Genomic DNA, 20,950 nt, shown 5'->3' with positions numbered 1-20,950 from the left:
GGACGCGGGCTTGCCCTCAGCCGAGCCGGCCGGACAGCCTCTCGATCCGGTCCAGGCTCGCCCCGTCCAGGCCCACGACGCGGACGGTCTTCCCGCGGGCGGCGTACCGGTGCTGCACCGCGTCCAGTGTCGCGACGGTGGACGCGTCCCACACGTCGGCATCCGACAGGTCGATGACCACCGAGTCCGGGTCGTCGACGTAGTCGAACCGGTGGACCAGGTCGTTGCTCGACGCCCAGAAGAGCTCACCGGACACCCGGTAGGTGCGCTCGGCGGAGCCGTCACGCTCGCCGTCGGTGACGTCGATTCGGGTGAGGTGGGCGACGCGTCGGGCGAAGGCGACCATCGCGGTGAGCACGCCGAGGATGACGCCGACGGCCAGGTTGTGGGTCGCGAGGGTGCCGACGACGGTGACCACCATGACGAGCGTTTCGCTGCGCGGCATCAACCGCAGGGTGCGGGGCGCGATGCTGCGCCAGTCGAAGGTCGTCACCGCGATCACCAGCATCACGGCGACCAGCGCCGCCATCGGGATCGCCCCGACGACGTCGCCGACGCTCACGCACAGCACCAGCAGGAAGGCGCCCGCGAGGAAGGTGGAGATGCGGGTGCGGGCCCGACCCTCCTTCACGTTGATCATCGTCTGGCCGATCATGGCGCAGCCGCCCATGCCGCCGAAGACCGCGCCCGCCATGTTCGCGACTCCCTGGCCCCACGCCTCGCGGGTCTTGTCCGACGGGGTGTCGGTGAGATCGTCGACGAGCTTGGCGGTGAGCAGGGACTCGAGCAGGCCGACGAGCGCGAGCCCCACCGCGAACGGCGCGATGATCGTCAGCGTCTCCCACGTGAGCGGCACGTCCGGGATCATCCACGTCGGCAGACCGGACGGAAGCTCCCCCTGGTCCGCGACGTCCGGCACGTCCAGGCGGAACAGCGCGACGACCGCGGTGAGCACGACGATCGCGATGAGCGGCGCCGGGACCGCCCGCGTCAGCCTCGGAACGGACACCACCATCACGAGCCCCGCGGCGACCAGCGGGTACACCAGCCACGGGACGTCGACGAGGTGCCGGACCTGGGCGCTGAAGATGAGGATCGCGAGTGCGTTGACGAATCCGATCATCACCGAGCGCGGAATGAACCGCACCAACCGCGCCAGGCCGGCGACGGCGAACAGGATCTGCAGCGCACCGGCCAGCCACACCGTCGCGATCAGGTAGTCGATGCCGTGTGCGGCAACGAGCGGCGCCACCACCAGCGCGGTCGCGCCCGCCGCCGCGGACACCATCGCGGGCCGGCCACCGACCAACGCGATCGTCATCGCCATGATGCACGAGGTGTACAGCGCCACCTTGGGATCGACGCCGGCGATCACCGCGAACGAAATCACCTCGGGGATGAGCGCGAGCGAGGTCACCAGACCCGCGAGTATCTCGGTCGTCAGGCGGCGGGGAGAACGGAACGCAGCCCGGACGGAGGTGGCATCGGCCGGGGTGGAGACGGTGTCGTGCACCGCAGGAGTCTAGAGACGAATCCGCCCCGACCCCCAATTACGCGTGCGCGGACGTGACTACCAGGAGCCGGTCCGCAGAACGATCTCGCTGGCCAGCTCCGCAGCCGCCTTCGCCGGGACGTCGTCGATGCCGTCCAGCTGGACGATCCGGAACTCGGAGTAGGCGTACCGGCCGCTCGCGTCGGCGCACGGGCGGCCCAGCGAGCTGCCGACGACGACCGTGGTCGGCAGCTCGACGGCGGGACACGCGGCGTCGAGCACCGCCCCGTCCGCGCCGGGCACCGCCGGGTGTCCGCGGTCGGCCACGATGAGGCTCGCGAAGCGCCCGAACGTCTTGGCGGCCAGCCGCCACGCGAGTTCCGCGCCGGCCCCGGCGCCCACGAGGTTCACCCACGGCAGCTTCAGCTCGTCGAGCATCGCGATCACCGACGGCTCGTCGAGCCCCTCGATGCTCTCCGGCACCACAGTCCGCAGGTCCGAATCGTGCAGCCGCGAGCACACGGCGTCGAAGATGTCGGCGGGAGCGCCGGCGTCGGGCAACAGCAGCACCGTGTGCCGGCTCTCCGGTCCCCCGATACGGACCGTCAAGGTCCCACTTCCCACCGCAACGCTCGTCGACTCCATGGCTGAAAACGGTACGCGATCCACGTCACGAAACCGGACACCTATCCGGGATAGACCTTGCCGATGATCTCCTTGGCCATCGTGGTCGCCGGATCCTGACCGTTCGCGGCCGGCGCCAGATTGGCCCACACCACCAACGTCACCTTGTTCACCGGGTCGTGCCCCATGAACGAGTTGAACCCGGGCAGTTCGCCGGTGTGCCCGAACATCGGCCCCATTTTCGCTATGCCCCAACCGTATTGAGCAGCACCGCTGTCCGGACTCGTGGGCTGCACGCTGGCGAGTCGTCGGGCTTGCAGGTCCGGGTTGAGCAGCTGACCTCCGACGAGGGCCTGCACCCACGTCACGAGGTCGTCGGCGGTCGAGATCCCGGCACCGGCCGCCCACGCCCACGACGGGTTGACGTCGGTGACGTCGTTCGGCTGGAGGGACCCGTCCTTCGCGGCGGCCTGCATGGCGGGCGGCAGCGCCGGATCGGTCAGCGTCTCCATGTTCGTCCCGTACACGTAGCCCTGCGAGTGGGGTGCCGGGATCGTGCTGTCGGCGGTGTCGGGGAACGACGTCCCGGTCAGCCCCAGCGGACCGAAGAGCCGCGACCGGAAGATCTGCGCCAGCGGCTTGCCGTCGAGGCTCTCGGCGATGAGGCCGAGCAGCACGATGTTGGTGTTGGAGTAGTGGTAGCCCTGCCCCGGCGGGAAGTACGGCGGATTCGCGAACCCGAGCGCCAGCAGTTCCTCGGGCTTCCACTGCTTCTGCGGGTCGTCGTCGAGGGTCTGGTTGAGCTCGACGGTCTCGGTGTAGTTGAACAGGCCGCTGCGCATGTCGAGCAGCTGCTCGATCGTGATGTTGTCGCCGTTCGGCACGTCCGGCCGGTACTTGGACACCGGATCGGTCAGCGCCAGCTTGCCCTCCTGGGCGAGCTGCAGGATCACCGTGCCGGTCATGGTCTTGGTGTTGGAACCGATGCGGATGTGTTCGACCGTGTCGACCGGGCTGTCCTGCCCTCGGACGCCGGTGCCGTACTTGACCGTCTGGTTGCCGTCGGGGGTCTTGAGAATCGCCACGGCACCCGGAATCTGGAGGTCTTTCGCGACGCCGGCCACGATGTCGTTCAGTGTGGTGGCGTCGATCTTCTGCAACGCCACAGTCGTCGTCGCGGTGCCGGTGGTCACCGACGTGGTGGCCCCGGTGCCGGACTCGTGGGTCTCGTGCGACTCGTTCGACGAGCATCCCGCGATGACGAGCGCGGCCACCGCGGCGCCGCCGAGCAGTCGGACGGTCGAGTTTCTCCCCAGGGCAGTACGCACGTCGTCTCCTCCCGGTCGGCGGAAAGCCGTCGGGTACGAACACTAGGCGCAACGACCGGCCTGCGCGGTCGATCGAATCAGAGAAGGCGGGATGCGATCGTCGGCAGCCCGTCGGGCGTTCCACCCGCGAGGATCGCGAGGACGGCGTCAACGTCGAGGTGCTGTTCGACGAGGTCGGCGAGCAGGTCCAGCTGCGCCTCCCGGACCTGCGCGACGTCGGTGTCGGGCGCGACGACGAATCCGGTCCGGCCGGCAGCCTCCGCCACCTCGACGAGGAAGCGACGCCGGAACTCGTCGTTCTCGAGCAGACCGTGCCAGTGCGTGCCGCGCACGCTCCCCCGGACACTGCCCTCCTTGACCCCGTCGGCGGCCGTCAGCAGAGGGGCGTCGCCGTTGCGTCGGACGCGACCGTGGTGGATCTCGTAGCCGCGCACCGGGATTCCGTCCACGTCGCCGTCCACCTGCGCGAGCACCTTGTCGGCGGCGAACTCGATCTCGAGGTCCAGCAGGCCCAGGCCCGGGACCGCGCCGGCACCGGACTCGACGCCGTCGTCGATCACGCCGCCGAGCATCTGGTAGCCGCCGCAGATCCCGAGGATCGCGCCGCCGTTCGCGGCCCGGCGGGTCAGGGCGTCGGCAATGCCGCTGCGCCGCAACCACTCCAGGTCGGTCACGGTGGACTTACTGCCCGGCACCACAACGAGGTCGGCGTCGGCCAGGCGCGACGGCTCGCTCACCCAGTGCACCGAGACGCCCGGCTCGCACGCGAGTGCCTCGACGTCGGTGGAGTTGGAAATGCGGGGCAGCCGGATCGCCGCGACCCGCAGCCACTCGTCCCCGAGCGGGGCGCCGGGTCGGCCGACGGGGGCGTCGCCGACGACGCCGAGGGAGTCCTCGGCGTCGAGCCACAGGCCCTCGGCGAACGGGATCACCCCGAGCGTCGGGCGGCCGGTGAGCGCCGCCAGCTGATCGAGCCCGGGTTCGAGGAGATTCACGTCGCCGCGGAACTTGTTGATCACGAACCCGGCGATCAGCGCCTGATCCTCGGGCGAGAGCACCGCGACGGTGCCGAACAGGTGCGCCAGCACTCCCCCACGGTCGATGTCGCCGACCACGATCACCGGCAGCTGCGCAGCCTGCGCCAGCCCCATGTTCGCCAGGTCGGTGGCCCGCAGGTTGATCTCGGCGGGCGAGCCGGCGCCCTCACAGATCACCACGTCGAACTCGTCGCGCAGCCCCGCCAGATCGTCGGCGACGATCCCTCGCAGCCATTCCCGGTGGGTGATGTAGTCGCGGGCACCGACAGTAGTGACGGCCTTGCCGCGGACGACGAGCTGCGAGGTGCGGTCGCCGCCGGGCTTGAGCAGCACCGGGTTGAACCGCACGCTGGGCTCGAGCCCGCACGCCCGCGCCTGCAGCGCCTGGGCGCGGCCGATCTCCCCGCCGTCGAGGGTGACGACGGAGTTGTTCGACATGTTCTGCGCCTTGAACGGCGCCACGCGCACCCCGTGCCGCGCCAGCATCCGGCACAACCCCGCGACGAGGACGCTCTTGCCGGCGTCGGAGGTGGTGCCGGCGACCAGCAGCGCGCCGCCCGCGACGGGACCCGACGTCACGGGAGCGTGAGGATGTCGTTGCCCTCGTCGGTGACCACGATGGTGTGCTCGAACTGGGCGGTCCACTTGCGGTCCTTGGTCACGACCGTCCAGCCGTCCTCCCAGATGTCGTAGTCGACGGTGCCGAGGTTGATCATCGGCTCGATCGTGAACACCATGCCCGGCTCGATGACGGTGTCGACGTTGGGCTGGTCGTAGTGCAGGATCACCAGGCCGTTGTGGAACGTCTCGCCGATGCCGTGGCCGGTGAAGTCGCGCACCACGCCGTAGCCGAAGCGGTTGGCGTAGGACTCGATGACGCGGCCGATGACGTTGAGCTCGCGGCCCGGCTTGACGGCCTTGATCGCGCGCATCGTGGCCTCGCGGGTGCGCTCGACCAGCAGGCGGTTCTCCTCGGACACGTCACCGGCGAGGAACGTCGCGTTGGTGTCGCCGTGCACACCGTCGATGTAGGCGGTGACGTCGATGTTGACGATGTCGCCGTCCTGGATCACCGTCGAGTCGGGGATGCCGTGGCAGATGACCTCGTTGAGCGACGTGCAGCACGACTTCGGGAATCCGCGGTAGCCGAGCGTGGACGGGTAGGCGCCGTGGTCGCACATGTACTCGTGCGCGATGCGGTCCAGCTCGTCGGTGGTGACGCCGGGGGCGACCGCCTTGCCCGCCTCCTGCAGCGCCTGGGCGGCGATCTTGCCGGCCACCCGCATCTTCTCGATGGTCTCCGGGGTCTGGACCCACGGCTCCTTGCCCTCGCGAGCCGTCGCCTTCCACACGTACTCGGGACGCTCGATGTCCTTCGGGACAGCGAGGACGGGTGCGACGGTTCCGGGAACGAGATCGGTGCGAACAGACATGGGTCCAGGGTAGACCGCCGCGCCGCCGCGGCGTGAGCACGCCGGGCATAGGGTGGACGCACCGTTTGCCCGACCCGAGGAGCATGCCCATGCGAGGGACCGTCATCCACGCACCACGCGACATCCGGCTCGAGGAACTGCCCGACCCCCGGATCGTCGCGGACACCGACGCGATCATCCGAATCGTCGCGACGTGCGTGTGCGGATCGGACCTGTGGCGCTACCGCGGCATCACCCCGGTCGAGGAACCTCGGCCGATCGGACACGAATACGTCGGCATCGTCGAGGAGGTCGGCGGCGCGGTCACCACGGTGACGCCCGGACAGTTCGTCATCGGATCGTTCCTCGCCTCCGACAACACCTGCCCGCACTGCCACTATGGCTATCAATCCTCCTGTCGGCAAGGCGAATTCGTCAACGGCTGCCAGGCCGAGTACGTCCGTGTCCCGCTGGCCGACGGCACCCTCGTCACGGTTCCCGACCGTCCGGACGAGGCACTTGTCCCGAGCCTGCTCGCACTCTCCGATGTCATGGGGACGGGCTGGTACGCGGCGGTGGCCGCCGAGGTCCGCCCGGGCGCGACGGTCGTCGTCGTCGGTGACGGTGCCGTCGGACTGTCCGGGGTCCTCGCCGCCAAGGAACTGGGCGCAGAGCGGATCATCGCGATGAGCAGGCACCCGGACCGGCAGAAGCTGGCCCTCGAGTTCGGAGCCACCGACATCGTCACCGAGCGCGGCGCGGACGGCATCGCCCGGATCGCCGACCTCACCGACGGCGTGGGGGCCGAGTCGGTGCTCGAGTGTGTCGGCACGAAGGAGTCGATGGCCCAGGCGCTGCGCTGCACGCGACCCGGCGGCAACGTCGGGTTCGTGGGAGTGCCGCACGGCGTCGAGTTCCCTGCCCGGGAGCTGTTCGACACCCACATCGGGGTGCGCGGCGGTTCGGCGCCGGTGCGCCGCTTCCTCCCCGACCTGATCGGCCGGGTGCTGAGCGGCGGGATGGAGCCGGGCAAGGTCTTCGACCTGACGCTGCCGCTCGATCAGGTGGCCCAGGCGTATCGGGCAATGGACGAGCGGCGCGCGATCAAGGTGCTGATGCGGCCGTGAGCCGACGGTAGGGCGGGCGTCAGCGGGGGCACAACTGCGTCTCCAGGCGGGGATCCCGGTGCACCGCCTCGAGCCGGGCCCGGTCGACGGACACGATCAATGTCTCTTCCTCGTCGACACCCGTTGCCGCGCACCAACTGCGGTCCGCCGGCCACCAGATCGCGCTGCTGGTCCTACTGGTCCTCGGGCGGATCCGAGGGCGCGGGGCGGCGCGCTGACTCCTCGCGCCGGACCGGCGTGAGCTCGGGGCGCTTGGCGACACGGCCGGCGCCCGACGACGTTCCGCGCACACGGCGCCCGAGCCACGGCCCGAGAAACCGGACCGCCCACCGGGTGTCCGCACCAATGCGCCCGAGTGCGGTAACGGGTGGGAGCGGGCCCAGGCTGTCCTGCCAGCTCAGGTCGGTGCCGGGGACTCCGAGCACCGTGGCCGCGGCCGCGGCCAGACGGTCGTGCCCATCCGCATTGAGGTGCAATCGATCCCAGCTCCACAGCCGGGGATCCGTCGCGACCGGGTACACCTCGAGGTCGATCACTGCGACGCCGTGTCGTGCCGCGGCCGTCCGGATCTCGGTGTTCAGCGCCGAGATCCGGGCCATGATTGCGCGTCCGCCCGGCATCCCCGCGCCGAGCGTGGGGAACGCCATCGTCAACACCCGCGCGCCCGACGCGGTCAGCGCCTCGAACGCGATCTCCAGTTCTGCTGCGATCGCGACCGGTTCGAACTTCGGTCGCAGCAGGTCGTTCACGCCGGCGACGACGGATGCCAGATCGGGCCGCAGCGCCAACGCCGGCGCCAACTGCTCCTCCCGCACCTGACGGGCCAGCCGGCCGCGGATCGCGAGATTGGCGTAACAAACGTCCGGGTTGACCTCCGCGAGCCGCTCGGCGAGCCGGTCCGCCCAACCGCGGTAGCCCCGCAGGTCGTCCCCGTCGTTGAGTCCTTCGCTCTGGCTGTCGCCGATCGCCACGAACCGACTGAACACAGTCGGGCCCCCTTCGCCTCTGCTTCCTACGGTGCGACGAGCCTAGAACAAGTGACACACGTGAGCCTGAGCGCCCAGTCCTCCACCGCGGGAGGGGGAAACCGCGGAAACCGGCGAGAAATGGGCGCTCAGGCCGATCGTCACTGACCCTGACGCAGGATGTACCGCTGCACCTTGCCGCTGGGGGTCTTGGGCAGGTGCGGCACGAAGTGCACCGTACGCGGGTAGGCGTGCGCGGCGAACTTCTTCTTGACCAGCTGCTGCAGGTCCTTCTCGAGCTCGTCGGTGCCCTCGGCACCGGAGCGCAGCACGACGAAGGCCTCGAGCACCTCGCCGCGCAGCTGGTCCGGCATGCCCACCACGGCAGCCTCGACGACGTCGTCGTGCATCACCAGCACGCTCTCGACGTCGAACGGGCCGATGCGGTAGCCGGCCATGATGATCACGTCGTCGTCGCGGGACGAGAAGAAGAACCGGCCCTGCTCGTCCACCTGGCCGGCGTCGCCGGTGATGTACCAGCGGCCGTCCGGGGTGAAGCGCGCCGCGGTCTTCTCGGGGGCGTCGCTGTAGCCGGTGAACCACATGAGCGGGCTGGCGGTGGTGTCGATCACCACGCGGCCGGGGGTATTCGGCGGGGCGATCTCGTCGGCGTCGTCGGACAGGACCGCGCAGCTCCAGCCGGGCAGCGGGCGGCCCATCGAACCGGCGACGACGTCCTCACGCAGGTCGTCGGCCCACGCGTTGATGATGAACATGCCGTGCTCGGTCTGCCCGTAGTGGTCGCGGACCGTGATGCCGAGGTTCGCCTGCGACCACGCGATGACGTCGGGGGTCAGCGGCTCACCCGCCGACGACGCGCGGCGCAACGTCACCGACGCCGGCACCGGCGTCTCGTCGGCGCGCAGGCTGCGGTAGACGGTGGGCGCGGCCGCGAAGTTGGTGACACCGAAGCGCTCCATCACCTGCCACGTCAGCGGAGCGGAGAACCCGGCGTGCAGGAGGATGCTGCGAATGCCGGACGCCATGGGGCCGAGCAGCGCGTAGTACAGCCCGTACGCCCAACCCGGGTCCGCGGCGTTCCAGAACACGTCGTCCTCGCGCACGTCCAGACCGAGCTCCATGTACGACTGGAACGACGCGAGCGCGCGGATCGGCACCGGAACACCCTTCGGGGTGCCGGTGGTGCCGCTGGTGAACAAACGAACGAGCGGGGCGTCGCCGCCCATCGTCACCGCCGCACCGCGCGGGTCGTCCGCCGAGTGCTGGGCGACGAGCTCCTCGAAGGCGAACGCGCCGGGTGCGGCGCCGCCGGCCACCACGACGCGCCACGACGGGTTCGCGGGCATGTCCTCGCCCGGCGCAAGCTTGTCGAGCTGGTTCGCGTCGGCGATCACGACCTTGGCGCCGCTGGCGTCGAGCCGGAAGGCGATCGCCGGGGGCGCGAACGCGGTGAACAACGGGACGTGCACGGCACCGCGGCGCCAGATGCCCAGGAGCGCGACGACGACGTCGGCGGACTTGCCCATGAGCGTCGCGACACAGTCGCCGGGTTCGACGCCGAGGTCGGCGAGCGCCGCAGCGAAACGGATGGACTGCTCGCGCAGCCAGCCGTACGTCAGGTCGGTCGACGACAGGTCGCTCTCGACGACCGTGAACGCCACCGCGTCGGCCGGATGCCGATCGCACAGCAGCTCCGCGACGCATGCCTGCGGGGTGTCGTACTGCGCCAAGAGCTCGCGCACGCGGGTGGTGGTGTCGACGGTCATCGTCACTCCTCGTCGTCGGGGCCCAGCTCACCATCGGGCCTTCGTTCCCCCTATGATCCGAGTCACAGCCTCGACCCACTACCCCCGGAAAGGGGTGAAGAGGATGCCGATCGACACCGCGGCCCTTCTTCGTCCACGTGACCGTGACGCATTGCGCACCGAACTCCGCAGAATCGCCGCTACCGGCGTCGTTCCCGTCGTCTTCGGCGGCGAAGTCCAGAACAGCACGCTGCACCTGGCCGAGTTCGTGGGCACCTTCACCGACGGTCTGCGCGGCCTCGCGGTCCGCGAGAGTTCGGGGCTGGGCGGACGGGTCATCGAGCGGAAGAACCCCATCGCGGTCCACGACTACGGCCGCGCCCGGACCATCACCCACCACTACGACGGGCCCGTCCTCGCCGAGGGACTCTGCTCGGTGCTCGCGGTGCCCGTGGTCGTCCGCGGGAACTCGCGCGCCGTCATGTACGCCGCGATCCGCGAACGCGTCCAGTTGGGCGACCGGATCGCCGACGTCATGATGCAGGCCGGGCGCCGGCTCGCGAACGAGATCGCCATCCGCGACGAGGTGGACCGCCGGGTCCAGTTGCTCGACGCCGCAGCCGACGAACGCAGCGCGCACGCGGTGGACACCGAGGAGATCCGTGACGTCTACGCCGAACTGCGGAGCATCGCGCAGACGGTGCAACAGCCGGAACTCCAGGAGCGACTGCGGGCCCTGTCCGGCCGGCTGGCAGCCGTCGGCTCCCCCGACGGGCCGTCCCGCCCCGCGCCGTCGATCACTCTCTCGCCCCGCGAGATCGACGTCCTCAGCCACGCGGCCCTCGGATGCACCAATCCGGATATCGCCGAACGGCTTTCGGTGAAGCCCGAGACCGTCAAGAGCTACCTGCGCAGCGCCATGAGCAAGCTCGACGCCCGCTCGCGCCGGGAGGCGGTGGTCACCGCCCGGCGGCTCGGACTGCTGCCGTAGTCCCGCGATTTTCTGGAACACGTTCCACCGCTGTGCCATACTCGCGGCCATGTCAGCGACTCCGCTCGAATCGGCCACCGTGACGCGCACCGCCACCGCGAGGGAACTACTCGAAGTCGTGCTCGGATCCCCGGCGGCCGTCGCCGTACACGACAAAGATGCCTGGCTGGGGCTGTTCTCGCAGCGGCACGTGGTCGAGGACCCGGTCGGCGGGCGACCCGTCCTCGGCGGCCTCTACGACCGGCGCAGCCGGGTGCGCGGCGGCGAACCGCTCGCCCGGTTCTGGGACACGTTCATCGCCCCCAACGACATTCGCTTCCACGTCGAGAACGACGACATCGTGTGCGGACTCGACGTCATCCGGGACGTCACCATCGAGACCCGCCTGGGCGGCGGCGTCGTCGCGAAGGCCCCGATGCACCTGCTGTACGAGACGACGCTCGACGACGGCGCCCCGCGTATTCGCCGGATCGCCGCACACTGGGAGGTCGCGCCGATGTTCGCCCAGGTCGCCGGGATCGACCGCGCGAAGCTCGGTGTCGGGGCAGCGATGGGTGCGCGCATGCTGCGACTGCAGGGCCTCGGAGGATCGCTCGCGTTCGGTCTGGCGGTGCGCAGCGTCGGCGAACGCGGCAAGCGGTCGGTGCGGCGACTGGTCTCCGACGCCCAGCGCGGCGATCGGCGGGCGTCGACCCTGCTGGGCGGCCGGACCGTCCGCGACGTCACCAAGATCATCGCCGCGGGCGACACCGTCACCGCCACCTGCACCGTCGACGGCGCCCACGCGGTCCTGTTCTGCTATCTCAACCGCCGGACGTTCGAGATCACGAAGGTGGACGTCTACTCCTGATCAGTCGAGCAGGACGGTCGCGAACGTCGCGACCTGACTGAACCCGACCCGCGCGTACGCCCGGCGGGCGCGCTCGTTGTAGCTGTTGACGTAGAGGCTCGCGATGCGGCCGCGAGCCATGACGGCCGCCGCGACGGCGGCCGTCCCTGCCGCCCCGAGCCCCTCGCCGCGGCGCGCCGGGTCGACCCACACGCCCTGGATCTGTCCGACGGCGGCCGACATCGACCCGACCTCGGCCTTATAGACCACGTCGCCGTTCTCGAAACGCGCCCACGCCCGCCCGGAGGCGATGAGGTTCGCGACCCGTCTCCGGTAGCTGCGTCCCCCGTCGTTGGCGCGGGGATCGATCCCCACCTCTTCGATGAACATCGCCACTGCGGCCGGTAGGTACGACTCCATCTCGTCCATCCGGACCTGGCGCACATGCGGATCCGGACGCACACCGGGCTCGGCGTCGAGCGCGAGCAACGGCTGCTCCGAACGGATCTCGCGCGCGGGGCCCCACTCCGACTCGAGCATCTCCCACAGCGGCAACGTCAACTCCGCGCGTCCGACGAGCGACGAGCACATCCGTGGAAACCGACTGGCCCGGTCGGCGAAAGAGCGGAGGTCGTCGACGTCGCCCAGCAACGGAATCAGGTTCGCCCCAGCGAAACACAGCGACTCCGTCGGCCCGCCACGGCTCCACATCTCGCCCTGGAGCGCGCGCGGATCGAGACCCGACTGCTGGATGCGGGCGGCGACCATGCACGCCGCGACCGGATCGGACTGGAGCACGCGCAACACCTGGGCGGTGTCGCGTCCACTGAGCTGTCGCGCTCCGAGGAGCTTGAGCACCGACACACCCCCTTCGTCCCGTGTCTCGTCGTTGAGACCGTTCGGCGTGATGTCTGTCAGCGTCGGGCTGTCAGTGCCGGATTCGAGAACCACATTGCCATGAAGGTGCGCCTGGGTGGGCAGATTTCAGCTCACGGTGACCACCGGCGCGCCGCTCGCCTCCCCACCTTCCATCTCCTCGGCGATACGCATCGCTTCCTCGATGAGGGTCTCGACGATCTGGGCCTCGGGAACGGTCTTGATGACCTTGCCCTTGACGAAGATCTGCCCCTTGCCGTTACCGGAAGCGACACCGAGATCCGCCTCGCGCGCCTCACCCGGACCGTTGACGACGCAGCCCATCACCGCGACGCGCAGCGGCACCTCCATGCCCTCGAGGCCCGCGGTCACCTCGTTCGCCAGGGTGTACACGTCGACCTGCGCACGACCGCACGAAGGGCAGGACACGATCTCGAGCTTGCGGGGGCGCAGGTTCAGCGACTGCAGGATCTGCGTGCCGACCTTGATCTCCTCCGCCGGCGGCGCCGACAGCGAGACGCGGATCGTATCGCCGATGCCCTCGGAGAGCAGCGCACCGAACGCGACCGCCGACTTGATCGTGCCCTGGAACGCCGGACCGGCCTCGGTGACGCCCAGGTGCAGCGGGTAGTCGCACTGCGCGGCCAACTGCCGGTACGCCTCGACCATGACGACCGGGTCGTTGTGCTTGACGGAGATCTTGATGTCGCCGAAGCCGTGCTCCTCGAACAGGCTCGCCTCCCACAGCGCCGACTCCACGAGCGCTTCGGGGGTGGCCTTGCCGTACTTCTGCATCAGCCGCGGATCGAGCGAACCGGCGTTGACACCGATCCGGATCGGGATGCCGGCGTCGCCGGCCGCCTTGGCGACCTCCTTGACGCGGCCGTCGAACTCCTTGATGTTGCCGGGGTTGACGCGGACTGCCGCGCAACCGGCGTCGATCGCCGCGAAGATGTACCGCGGCTGGAAGTGGATGTCCGCGATCACCGGGATCTGGCTCTTCTTCGCGATCGCGGCGAGCGCGTCGGCGTCCTCCTGACGCGGGCACGCGACGCGGACGATGTCGCAGCCCGACGCCGTGAGTTCGGCGATCTGCTGCAGGGTCGCGTTGACGTCGTGGGTCTTGGTGGTGCACATCGACTGCACCGACACCGGGTAGTCGCTGCCGACGCCCACATTGCCGACCATGAGCTGGCGGGTCGTGCGTCGCGGTGCGAGAACCGCAGGAACTTCGGGCATGCCCAAACCGACGGGGCTGGTCACGTTTCGCCTTCTTTCGTTGGTACGGGGCAAGTCTATCGTTCGAGCATTCGCCGGAACCGGGTCACGGGAACAGCTGGATCGGGTTCACGATGTCGGCCGTCAGGGTCAGGAGCATGTACGCGCCGCCGATGACCACGACCACGTAGGTGATCGGCATCAGTTTCATGTAGTCGACGGGGCCGCCGGCCGCGAGGCCACGCATCCGCCGGATCGAGTTGCGGATCTTCTCGTAGACGGTCACGGCGATGTGCCCGCCGTCGAGGGGCAGCAGCGGCAGCAGGTTGAAGATGCCGAGGAAGAAGTTCAGCGTCGCGAGAAGCCCGATGAACACCTCCCACAGTCCCTGCTCGGCGACCTGGCCGCCGATCACCGAGGCGCCGACCACACTGATCGGGGTGTCCAGCGCGCGCTCGCCGCCGGTCACCGCGGTCCACAGATCGACCACCTTGCCCGGCATCTCGGTGAGCGCGTGCACCGTCTGCACGAAGATGTCGCCGGTGTACACGAACGACGCGGGCACCGCCGCGAGTGCCGAGTACTGCACGACGCGCGGGGGCGCCTGGATGCCGATCGCGCCGACGTTCTGAGACACGGGCGGCTTGGGCGCGCTCTCGGTGGAGTCGGGGTCGTTGACGTACCGCTGCGCCTGCTGCACCTGAACCGGGATCACCAGGGTCTGCCCGTCCCGCTCGACTGTGAAGTCCGCAGTTCCGGTCAGCGGCTGCGTCTTGCGTACCAGATCGGTGAACGTCGGGGTCGGCTCACCGTTGACGGCGGTGATCACGTCGCCCTCACGGATACCGGCGGCCTCGGCCGGGCCGACGCCCGAACACCCGGAGAGCGCGTAGTCGCCGTCCTTGCCGGCCTGCGACGGCGACACGCACACGGTCCCCGCGACGACGGCCCGGGTCTCGGTGTTCGGCAGTCCCCATCCGACCGCGAGGATGAACACCAGCACGATCCCGAGCACGAAGTTCATCACGATGCCGCCCGACATCACGACGATGCGCTTCCACGCCTTCTGCTTGTACATCGCGCGGTCGACCTCGTCGGGTGCAAGTTCGTCGACGGCGGTCATGCCGGCGATGTCGCAGAAACCGCCCGCGGGGATCGCCTTGAGTCCGTACTCGGTCTCGCCCCGGCGGAACGAGAAGATCTTCGGTCCGAAGCCGATGTAGTACCGCCGCACCTTCATGCCGAGGGCCTTGGCGGTCCACATGTGACCGGCCTCGTGCAGCGCGATGGACGCGCCGATCCCGAGGGCGAACAGCAGGACACCCAACGCGAAGACCATGCCGCTCAGCCCTCCTGCTTCACGAGGTCGCGCGCGCGTGCGCGTGCCCAACCGTCGGCCGCCAGTACGTCGTCCACGGTAGCGGGCGGGGCCGACCATTCGCCTCCGGCCGCGAGAACCCGCTCGACGGTGCGGACGATCTCGGGGAATCGCAGCGTGCCGCCCAAGAACGCCTCGGCCGCGACCTCGTTGGCAGCGTTGTAGACGGCGGTCATGCAGCCGCCGGCCTTGCCGGCCTGGCGAGCCAGGTCCACGGCGGGGAACACGGTCGCATCCACCGGCTCGAACGTCCACGTCGAGGCCATCGAGAAGTCGCATGCAGCCGCCGCACCCGGGACGCGGTCCGGCCAGCCGAGGGCGAGCGCGATCGGCAGCTTCATGTCCGGTGGGCTGGCCTGCGCGAGCGTCGAGCCGTCGACGAACGTCACCATCGAATGGACGATCGACTGCGGGTGCACGGTGACGTCGATACGGTCGTAGTCGATCCCGAACAGCAGGTGCGTCTCGATCAGCTCGAGGCCCTTGTTCACCAGGGACGCCGAGTTGAGCGTGTTCATCGGTCCCATCGACCACGTCGGGTGGGCGCCCGCCTGCTCCGGGGTGACGTCCTCGAGGGCCGCGGCGGTCCATCCACGGAACGGACCACCGGACGCGGTGAGGACCAGTCGCGCGACCTCGTCGGCGCGCCCGCCTCGCAGGCACTGCGCCAACGCCGAGTGTTCCGAGTCCACCGGCACGATCTGCCCGGGCGCGGCGGCCGCGGTCACCAGCGGCCCACCCGCCACGAGGGACTCCTTGTTCGCCAGCGCGAGCCGGGCACCGGATGCGAGCGCGGCGAGCGTCGGCTCGAGGCCGAGCGAGCCGACCAGTGCGTTGAGTACGACGTCGGCCTCGGTCCCCCGAACCAAATCGGTGACCGCGCCGGGACCGGACAGCACACCCGGCAGGTCCAGCCGCGCGGCCGCGGCGGGATCGGCGACCGCCACCCGGGTCACCCCGGTCTCGCGGACCTGGCGCGCCAGCAGGTCGATGTTCCCGCCACCGGCGGCCAGACCGACCACCTCGAACTTGTCCGGGTTGGCGGCGATGACCTCGAGGGCCTGGGTGCCGATGGAGCCGGTGCTGCCCAGCAGCAGGACGCGAGTCGGTTGGGTGTCAGCCACGCAACCATTGTTCCTGACCGAAGCTGAGAGGATCACACAGGATTACTCCAGTATCGCGGACGACGCCGGGACCCCGCTTCGTACGACACTCGGTCGTATGCCACGATATGCAGAGATAGCGCATTCGTAAGATCAGGAGGATCGAGCCGTGGCCGGTACCCAGTTGGACCCCACTTCGTACGACCCCGTCGTCGCCGCGCACGTCGACACCGCCGAGGTCCCCTCGGCCGCTTGGGGCTGGAGTGGCGAGGCTCCGCGACTGTTCCGTTTCGCCGGCTGGTTCTTCGCAGCCTTCCTGCTGCTGATGATGATCGGTAACCACAGCGGCAAGGTCGAGGATCTGTTCCTCATCGGCTTCGCCGGAGCAATCGTGCTGGTCCTGGTTCGCGACATCATCCTGCGGCGCAAGCCCCGGTAGGCGCTACCACGATCAACGGCGAAGGCCCCGCACCCGAACAGGTGCGGGGCCTTCGCTGTTCTGGGGCGCCGGGCGCCGTCAGGCCGGCTCGATCACCGCCTGCCCGGAGGGGACACGGAACGACGTCGACGTCGTCACAGCGGAGTTCGGGTCCAGCTTGTCCACCGCGCGGAACCGGAAGCGCGCCTCCCCCGCGTCGACGTCGAGCAGACCGTAGCCGTGGCTCACCATGTCGGCGTGCTTGAGGTGCGGGTTGTGATCGCGCCGATTGGTCTCCTCGGCCCGCGCGGCGCCGACCGGGTCGTCGCTGCTGCTGCCGGTGGTGTACCCGCCGTCCCCGGTGTTCGTCGACGTGACCGACGGGACCACGAACTCGACGCCCGCCCGCCGGGTGCCGGGCGCGTTGACCTGCTCACCGCTCGACGTGCCCGGGGCGAATCCGGTGTCCCACAACTCGCCCGCCCAGCCGTCGTGGTCGTCGCCGGTGACCAGGAGCATGTTCTCGACGGACTCGGCCGCGGTGGACAGGATCTCGGTCCGCTCCGCGCCGTAGCCGTCCCAGGTGTCCAGGTACGCCCGGGTGCCGTTGTCCGCCACCACCATGCCCATCATCATGTTCGCGTTCGCGACCACCTTCCACCTCGCGTCCGACTGGGTCATGCCGTCGAGCAGCCACCGCTTCTGCGTGTCACCGAGCATCGTGCGGCCCGGCGCATCGGCGTCCGCGCACAGGATGTGATCGAGCGAGTCACCGCAGGCCTGCAGATCGCGGTACTGCCGGGTGTCGGGCGCGAACAGCTCCACCGTCCGGCCCACCCGCAGCGATCGGTAGGTGCGCAGCGGGTCGTCGCCGAACCGCGGCACCGGCATGTGCTCGAACCACGCCTGCCACGCCCACTGCTTCTTCTGCTGGAATCCGATCGCACCGTCGATCGGCGAGACGACGGGGAACGTCCACCCGTCCTTGCTGTAGTTGTTGCGGAACTCGTGGTCGTCCCAGATCGGCAGGAACGCGTGCCGGCTGTGCATCAGCCGCAGGTCGGCGTCCGACCGGTATCGGCGGTACTTGTCCCGCATGGTGTCGAGCGCCTGCGGGAACGGATTGAGCTCGACGCCGCGAACCCCGGGCATCGTGAACTCGTAGACGTAGTCGCCGAGGCACACGACGAAGTCGAGGTCCTCGTCGGCGAGGTGGCGGTGCGCCGCGTAGTAGCCCTCCTCGAATCCCTGGCAGGTGAACCAGCCGATCCGGACCGGTTCGTTCGAGTCGGCGGGGCGCAGTGTGCGGAACCGCCCCACCGGCGACTCTGCCCCGTCGCCGCGGAACTGGTAGTAGTAGGTCTCGCCGGGCGCCAGACCCGTCGCGTCGAAATGCACTGTGCCGTCGGCGTCCTCACGCACCTGGACGCGCTCGGCCACGACCGGAGCGGACAGATCCTCGCGGGTCGACACGATCAGCGCCAGCTCGCCGCCCGCAGCGGTGCCACCGAGACTGCCGCCGAGACTCCCGATGCCGCGTCCCGCCGCGCCGACCCGCGTCCACAACGTCGCGCCGTCGGTGCGGGGCACACCGGCCATGACGCCGTTCCCGAACTCCGGGTTCCGGATCAGTCCCGGGCCGACGTCCGGGGCCTGACGCAGGACCGGCGTCGCGTGGGCGGCGGCGGGAAGGACTGCCGCGCCACCGATCACCGACAGACCGGCGAGGAATGTACGACGGGAGACGTTGCGGTGTGGGAAGGACATGGGCCACCTCGGGTGCGCATGGACACGGGTGGCGCTGACCTTACGTCCCCCGTTTTCCCGGATGTGGGTTTTGCGTAACTCGGGTGAACTCCGAGTGTCCGTTCGCGGAATCCGAGGCGAACGAGGCGATTCTCAGTTCTCCGCGGCCAACTGCCCACACGCCGCAGCGATCTCCTGCCCGCGGGTGTCGCGGACAGTGCACGAGACGCCCTGCGCCTGCACCCGACGGACGAACTCACGCTCGACCGGCTTGGGGCTGGCGTCCCACTCGCTGCCCGGCGTGGGGTTGAGCGGAATCAGGTTGACGTGCACCAGCGGACCGAGCGCCTTGTGCAGCTTCTTGCCGAGCATGTCGGCGCGCCACGGCTGGTCGTTCACGTCGCGGATCAGGGCGTACTCGATCGACACGCGGCGCCCCGACTTGTCGGCGTAGTAACGCGCCGCGTCGAGGACCTCGGCCACCGGCCAGCGGTTGTTGACGGGGACCAGGGTGTCGCGGAGTTCGTCGTCGGGGGTATGCAGCGACACCGCGAGCCGCACCGACATCTCCTCGTCGGCGAGCTTGCGGATCGCGGGTGCCAGCCCGACCGTCGAGACGGTGACCGCGCGCTGCGAGATGCCGAGCCCGTCGGGCGCCGGTGAGGTGATCCGTCGCACCGCGGCGACGACGCGCTTGTAGTTCGCGAGCGGTTCGCCCATACCCATGAACACGATGTTCGACAGACGCCCCGGCCCGCCCTCGACCTCGCCGTCCCGCAGGGCGGCCGCCGCGGCGCGCACCTGGTCGACGATCTCCGCGGTCGACAGGTTGCGGTTGAGCCCGCCCTGTCCGGTCGCGCAGAACGGGCAGGCCATGCCGCAGCCCGCCTGGCTCGAGATGCACAGGGTCGCCCGGTCCGGGTAGCGCATCAAGACGCTCTCGAGCAGCGTGCCGTCGTTCGCCTTCCACAGCGTCTTGCGGGTCTGGCCGGCGTCGCACGCGACGTGCTTGACGACGGAAAGTAGCTGCGGGAACAGCGCCGCACCCACTTGCTCGCGCATCGCAGCAGGCAGATCCGTCATCTTGTCCGGATCCGCTTCGAGCCGACCGTAGTACTGACGGGCCAACTGGTCGGCCCGGAATCCCGGCAGCCCCAGCTCCTTGACCGCCTCCTTGCGCTCGGCGGCGTCGAGGTCGGCGAGGTGGCGCGGCGGCATGCCGCGGCGCGGCGCGGTGAAGACGAGAGGAAGCGAAGCAGGCGAGGCAGTCATGGTCTTGCCATTGTCCCATTACCCGCGCGGTCCCACCGATGCACGTGCGCAACGCCATACCGTGGGTGATGATCGACACATGTCCGAGACACCGCAGGAGAACCCCGACGCGGTCGACAAGCCGGCCGCTCATCCCCCGTCCGGCCGGTACGAGACAACCGTACCGCCCGCGACGCATGCCCCAGGACGGCTCGCGCGGACACGCGCGGCGTCGGCGTGGACCGGGCTGGTCGTCGGCATCGTGGTCGCGATCCTGCTGCTCATCTTCATCCTGCAGAACCTCGACGACGTGACGTTCCAGTTGTTCGCGTGGCACTTCACCCTGCCCGCGGGCATCAGCCTCCTGCTCGCCGCGATCGCCGGGGCGCTCATCATGGCGCTCGCCGGCGGGATCCGGATCATCCAGATCCGTCGGGTCGCGAAGCGCGCCGGCGCGGTGTCCGAGCGCACACCGCCGGAGTAGCTGCCCCGCCGTTTCGAGGGCACGATGGGACCCACGACACGAGTACGCCTTCGAGACGAGGAGCTGCCCCGTGACGACCCTCTCCCCGATCCGTGCCGATCTGGCACGGTCCTGGCTCCTGACAGCCGCCAGCAAGCCGGAGACCTTCCCTCGCCCCAGCGCCGTGGACGCGATGATCCTCGATGTCGAGGACGCCGTCGCCCCGGACGCCAAGCCCGGAGCGCGAGACGCCGTCGTCGACTGGCTCAGCAGCGGGGGCGGCAAGAACACCGCCTGGGTGCGGGTCAACGACGCCACGACGCCCTACTGGGCCGACGACCTCGACGCGCTCGCCGGACTACCGGGGCTCTCGGGCGTGATGCTCGCGAAGACCGAGAGCGGCAATCAGGTCGACGCCACCGCCGAGCGACTCCCCCAGGGCACACCGATCCTCGCGCTGATCGAATCGGCAGTGGGCCTCGAGGCGGCGCCCGAGATCGCCCGCGCCGACGGCACGTTCCGGCTGGCGTTCGGCAGCGGCGACTTCCGGCGCGACACCGGCATGAGCGACGACGTCATGGCCATGGCGTACCCGCGGTCGCGGCTCGTGATCGCCAGCCGTGCGGCGCGGCTGCCGGGCGGCCCCATCGACGGTCCGACGATCTCCGCGAACGACACCATCCTGCAACGGGACTGCGAGGCCACGGTGTCGCTCGGGCTGACCGGCAAGCTGTGCCTACACGCCGACCAGGCCGCGACCGTCAACCGTGCTCTCAGCCCCAGCGCCCATGACATCCAGTGGGCCCGCGACGTCATCGCCGACCTGGGTGCGGACGGGGAACGCGTCCGGGCCGGCAGCGACCTCCCGCGGCTGGCGAAGGCGAAGAAGTTCACCCACCTCGCCGAGGTCTTCGGCCTGGGCTGAA

19 protein-coding genes are annotated in these 20,950 nt (G+C 69.8%); 6 read left to right on the top strand and 13 right to left on the bottom strand.

Annotation, left to right across the window (positions count from 1 at the left end):
- Positions 1–16 precede the first annotated feature (16 nt).
- From ABTV10_RS09635 to map, 5 genes are all read right to left on the bottom strand, one after another.
- Positions 17–1,444, bottom strand: coding sequence for a SulP family inorganic anion transporter (locus tag ABTV10_RS09635; protein WP_499035156.1), 1,428 nt, complete (start codon positions 1,442–1,444; stop codon positions 17–19).
- Positions 1,445–1,570: 126 nt separating this feature from the next.
- The gene (locus ABTV10_RS09630) at positions 1,571–2,137 is read right to left on the bottom strand and encodes an alpha/beta fold hydrolase (RefSeq protein ID WP_433612072.1); all 567 of its coding nucleotides are present in this window, start codon (positions 2,135–2,137) and stop codon (positions 1,571–1,573) included.
- 41 nt (positions 2,138–2,178) lie between these two features.
- The gene (locus ABTV10_RS09625) at positions 2,179–3,444 is read right to left on the bottom strand and encodes a serine hydrolase domain-containing protein (RefSeq protein ID WP_499034302.1); all 1,266 of its coding nucleotides are present in this window, start codon (positions 3,442–3,444) and stop codon (positions 2,179–2,181) included.
- 77 nt (positions 3,445–3,521) lie between these two features.
- Entirely contained in the window at positions 3,522–5,060 is a 1,539-nt protein-coding gene (locus tag ABTV10_RS09620) for a cobyric acid synthase (protein WP_499034301.1), read from the bottom strand.
- Positions 5,057–5,914: a type I methionyl aminopeptidase gene (map, locus tag ABTV10_RS09615; RefSeq protein WP_499034298.1), complete on the bottom strand. Its 858-nt coding sequence runs from the start codon at positions 5,912–5,914 to the stop codon at positions 5,057–5,059. The genes ABTV10_RS09620 and map overlap by 4 nt, the downstream gene beginning before the upstream one ends.
- Positions 5,915–6,003: 89 nt before the next feature.
- Between map and ABTV10_RS09610 the strand changes: the two genes are divergently transcribed.
- Positions 6,004–7,020 (top strand): zinc-dependent alcohol dehydrogenase family protein, encoded by a 1,017-nt coding sequence (locus ABTV10_RS09610; RefSeq protein ID WP_499034297.1) that lies wholly within the window; start codon positions 6,004–6,006, stop codon positions 7,018–7,020.
- Positions 7,021–7,193: 173 nt separating this feature from the next.
- Here ABTV10_RS09610 and ABTV10_RS09605 read toward each other — a convergent pair whose 3' ends face one another.
- Both ABTV10_RS09605 and ABTV10_RS09600 read right to left on the bottom strand, forming a co-directional pair.
- Positions 7,194–8,006 carry an SGNH/GDSL hydrolase family protein gene (locus ABTV10_RS09605; protein WP_499034295.1) on the bottom strand — a complete coding sequence of 271 codons (813 nt, stop codon included), beginning with the start codon at positions 8,004–8,006 and terminating at the stop codon, positions 7,194–7,196.
- A gap of 140 nt (positions 8,007–8,146) precedes the next feature.
- Complete coding sequence (locus tag ABTV10_RS09600) at positions 8,147–9,772, bottom strand: AMP-binding protein (RefSeq protein ID WP_499034292.1); 1,626 nt, start codon at positions 9,770–9,772, stop codon at positions 8,147–8,149.
- Between the two features lie 103 nt (positions 9,773–9,875).
- Between ABTV10_RS09600 and ABTV10_RS09595 the strand changes: the two genes are divergently transcribed.
- Both ABTV10_RS09595 and ABTV10_RS09590 read left to right on the top strand, forming a co-directional pair.
- The gene (locus ABTV10_RS09595; RefSeq protein WP_499034290.1) at positions 9,876–10,742 is read left to right on the top strand and encodes a helix-turn-helix transcriptional regulator; all 867 of its coding nucleotides are present in this window, start codon (positions 9,876–9,878) and stop codon (positions 10,740–10,742) included.
- A 49-nt stretch (positions 10,743–10,791) separates the two neighbouring features.
- Complete coding sequence (locus tag ABTV10_RS09590) at positions 10,792–11,592, top strand: hypothetical protein (RefSeq protein ID WP_499034288.1); 801 nt, start codon at positions 10,792–10,794, stop codon at positions 11,590–11,592.
- Here ABTV10_RS09590 and ABTV10_RS09585 read toward each other — a convergent pair whose 3' ends face one another.
- The 4 genes from ABTV10_RS09585 to dxr all read right to left on the bottom strand — a co-directional run bounded on the left by ABTV10_RS09585 (position 11,593) and on the right by dxr (position 16,167).
- Positions 11,593–12,429: a GNAT family N-acetyltransferase gene (locus ABTV10_RS09585; protein ID WP_499034286.1), complete on the bottom strand. Its 837-nt coding sequence runs from the start codon at positions 12,427–12,429 to the stop codon at positions 11,593–11,595.
- 126 nt (positions 12,430–12,555) lie between these two features.
- Entirely contained in the window at positions 12,556–13,710 is a 1,155-nt protein-coding gene (gene ispG, locus ABTV10_RS09580; RefSeq protein ID WP_499034285.1) for a flavodoxin-dependent (E)-4-hydroxy-3-methylbut-2-enyl-diphosphate synthase, read from the bottom strand.
- Positions 13,711–13,771: 61 nt separating this feature from the next.
- On the bottom strand, positions 13,772–15,004 hold the full coding sequence (locus tag ABTV10_RS09575; RefSeq protein WP_499034282.1) for a M50 family metallopeptidase: 1,233 nt from the start codon (positions 15,002–15,004) through the stop codon (positions 13,772–13,774).
- Between the two features lie 5 nt (positions 15,005–15,009).
- Positions 15,010–16,167 carry a 1-deoxy-D-xylulose-5-phosphate reductoisomerase gene (gene dxr / locus ABTV10_RS09570; RefSeq protein WP_499034279.1) on the bottom strand — a complete coding sequence of 386 codons (1,158 nt, stop codon included), beginning with the start codon at positions 16,165–16,167 and terminating at the stop codon, positions 15,010–15,012.
- Between the two features lie 148 nt (positions 16,168–16,315).
- Here dxr and ABTV10_RS09565 point away from each other — a divergent pair, with 148 nt between their 5' ends.
- Positions 16,316–16,585, top strand: a complete 270-nt coding sequence (locus tag ABTV10_RS09565; RefSeq protein ID WP_433612031.1) for a DUF2631 domain-containing protein — start codon at positions 16,316–16,318, stop codon at positions 16,583–16,585.
- A 78-nt stretch (positions 16,586–16,663) separates the two neighbouring features.
- Here ABTV10_RS09565 and ABTV10_RS09560 read toward each other — a convergent pair whose 3' ends face one another.
- Positions 16,664–18,331: an alkaline phosphatase D family protein gene (locus ABTV10_RS09560; RefSeq protein WP_499034276.1), complete on the bottom strand. Its 1,668-nt coding sequence runs from the start codon at positions 18,329–18,331 to the stop codon at positions 16,664–16,666.
- A gap of 132 nt (positions 18,332–18,463) precedes the next feature.
- The gene (gene rlmN / locus ABTV10_RS09555; RefSeq protein WP_499034274.1) at positions 18,464–19,582 is read right to left on the bottom strand and encodes a dual-specificity RNA methyltransferase RlmN; all 1,119 of its coding nucleotides are present in this window, start codon (positions 19,580–19,582) and stop codon (positions 18,464–18,466) included.
- Between the two features lie 79 nt (positions 19,583–19,661).
- On the opposite strand from rlmN, the gene ABTV10_RS09550 reads away from it, so the two are divergent.
- Together ABTV10_RS09550 and ABTV10_RS09545 are read left to right on the top strand one after the other, a co-directional pair.
- On the top strand, positions 19,662–20,045 hold the full coding sequence (locus ABTV10_RS09550; protein WP_499034272.1) for a LapA family protein: 384 nt from the start codon (positions 19,662–19,664) through the stop codon (positions 20,043–20,045).
- 70 nt (positions 20,046–20,115) lie between these two features.
- Complete coding sequence (locus ABTV10_RS09545; RefSeq protein ID WP_499034270.1) at positions 20,116–20,949, top strand: HpcH/HpaI aldolase/citrate lyase family protein; 834 nt, start codon at positions 20,116–20,118, stop codon at positions 20,947–20,949.
- The last annotated feature ends 1 nt before the right edge of the window (position 20,950 follow it).

The organism is Paraburkholderia sp. RHO2 (assembly GCF_050955445.1).
Lineage (GTDB): Bacteria > Actinomycetota > Actinomycetes > Mycobacteriales > Mycobacteriaceae > Prescottella > Prescottella agglutinans_A.
The sequence above is the reverse complement of the archived record's forward strand: the minus strand, read 5'-3'. Positions and strand labels throughout refer to the sequence as shown.

Bases quoted from the DNA above. Each gene is read 5' to 3' on its own strand.
- ABTV10_RS09630 (WP_433612072.1), bottom strand. From the start codon at position 2,137: ATGGAGTCGACGAGCGTTGCGGTGGGAAGTGGGACCTTGACGGTCCGT.
- map (WP_499034298.1), bottom strand. From the start codon at position 5,914: ATGTCTGTTCGCACCGATCTCGTTCCCGGAACCGTCGCACCCGTCCTC.
- ABTV10_RS09610 (WP_499034297.1), top strand. From the start codon at position 6,004: ATGCGAGGGACCGTCATCCACGCACCACGCGACATCCGGCTCGAGGAA.
- ABTV10_RS09600 (WP_499034292.1), bottom strand. From the start codon at position 9,772: ATGACCGTCGACACCACCACCCGCGTGCGCGAGCTCTTGGCGCAGTAC.
- ABTV10_RS09595 (WP_499034290.1), top strand. From the start codon at position 9,876: ATGCCGATCGACACCGCGGCCCTTCTTCGTCCACGTGACCGTGACGCA.
- ABTV10_RS09590 (WP_499034288.1), top strand. From the start codon at position 10,792: ATGTCAGCGACTCCGCTCGAATCGGCCACCGTGACGCGCACCGCCACC.
- ABTV10_RS09575 (WP_499034282.1), bottom strand. From the start codon at position 15,004: ATGGTCTTCGCGTTGGGTGTCCTGCTGTTCGCCCTCGGGATCGGCGCG.
- ABTV10_RS09560 (WP_499034276.1), bottom strand. From the start codon at position 18,331: ATGTCCTTCCCACACCGCAACGTCTCCCGTCGTACATTCCTCGCCGGT.
- rlmN (WP_499034274.1), bottom strand. From the start codon at position 19,582: ATGACTGCCTCGCCTGCTTCGCTTCCTCTCGTCTTCACCGCGCCGCGC.
- ABTV10_RS09550 (WP_499034272.1), top strand. From the start codon at position 19,662: ATGTCCGAGACACCGCAGGAGAACCCCGACGCGGTCGACAAGCCGGCC.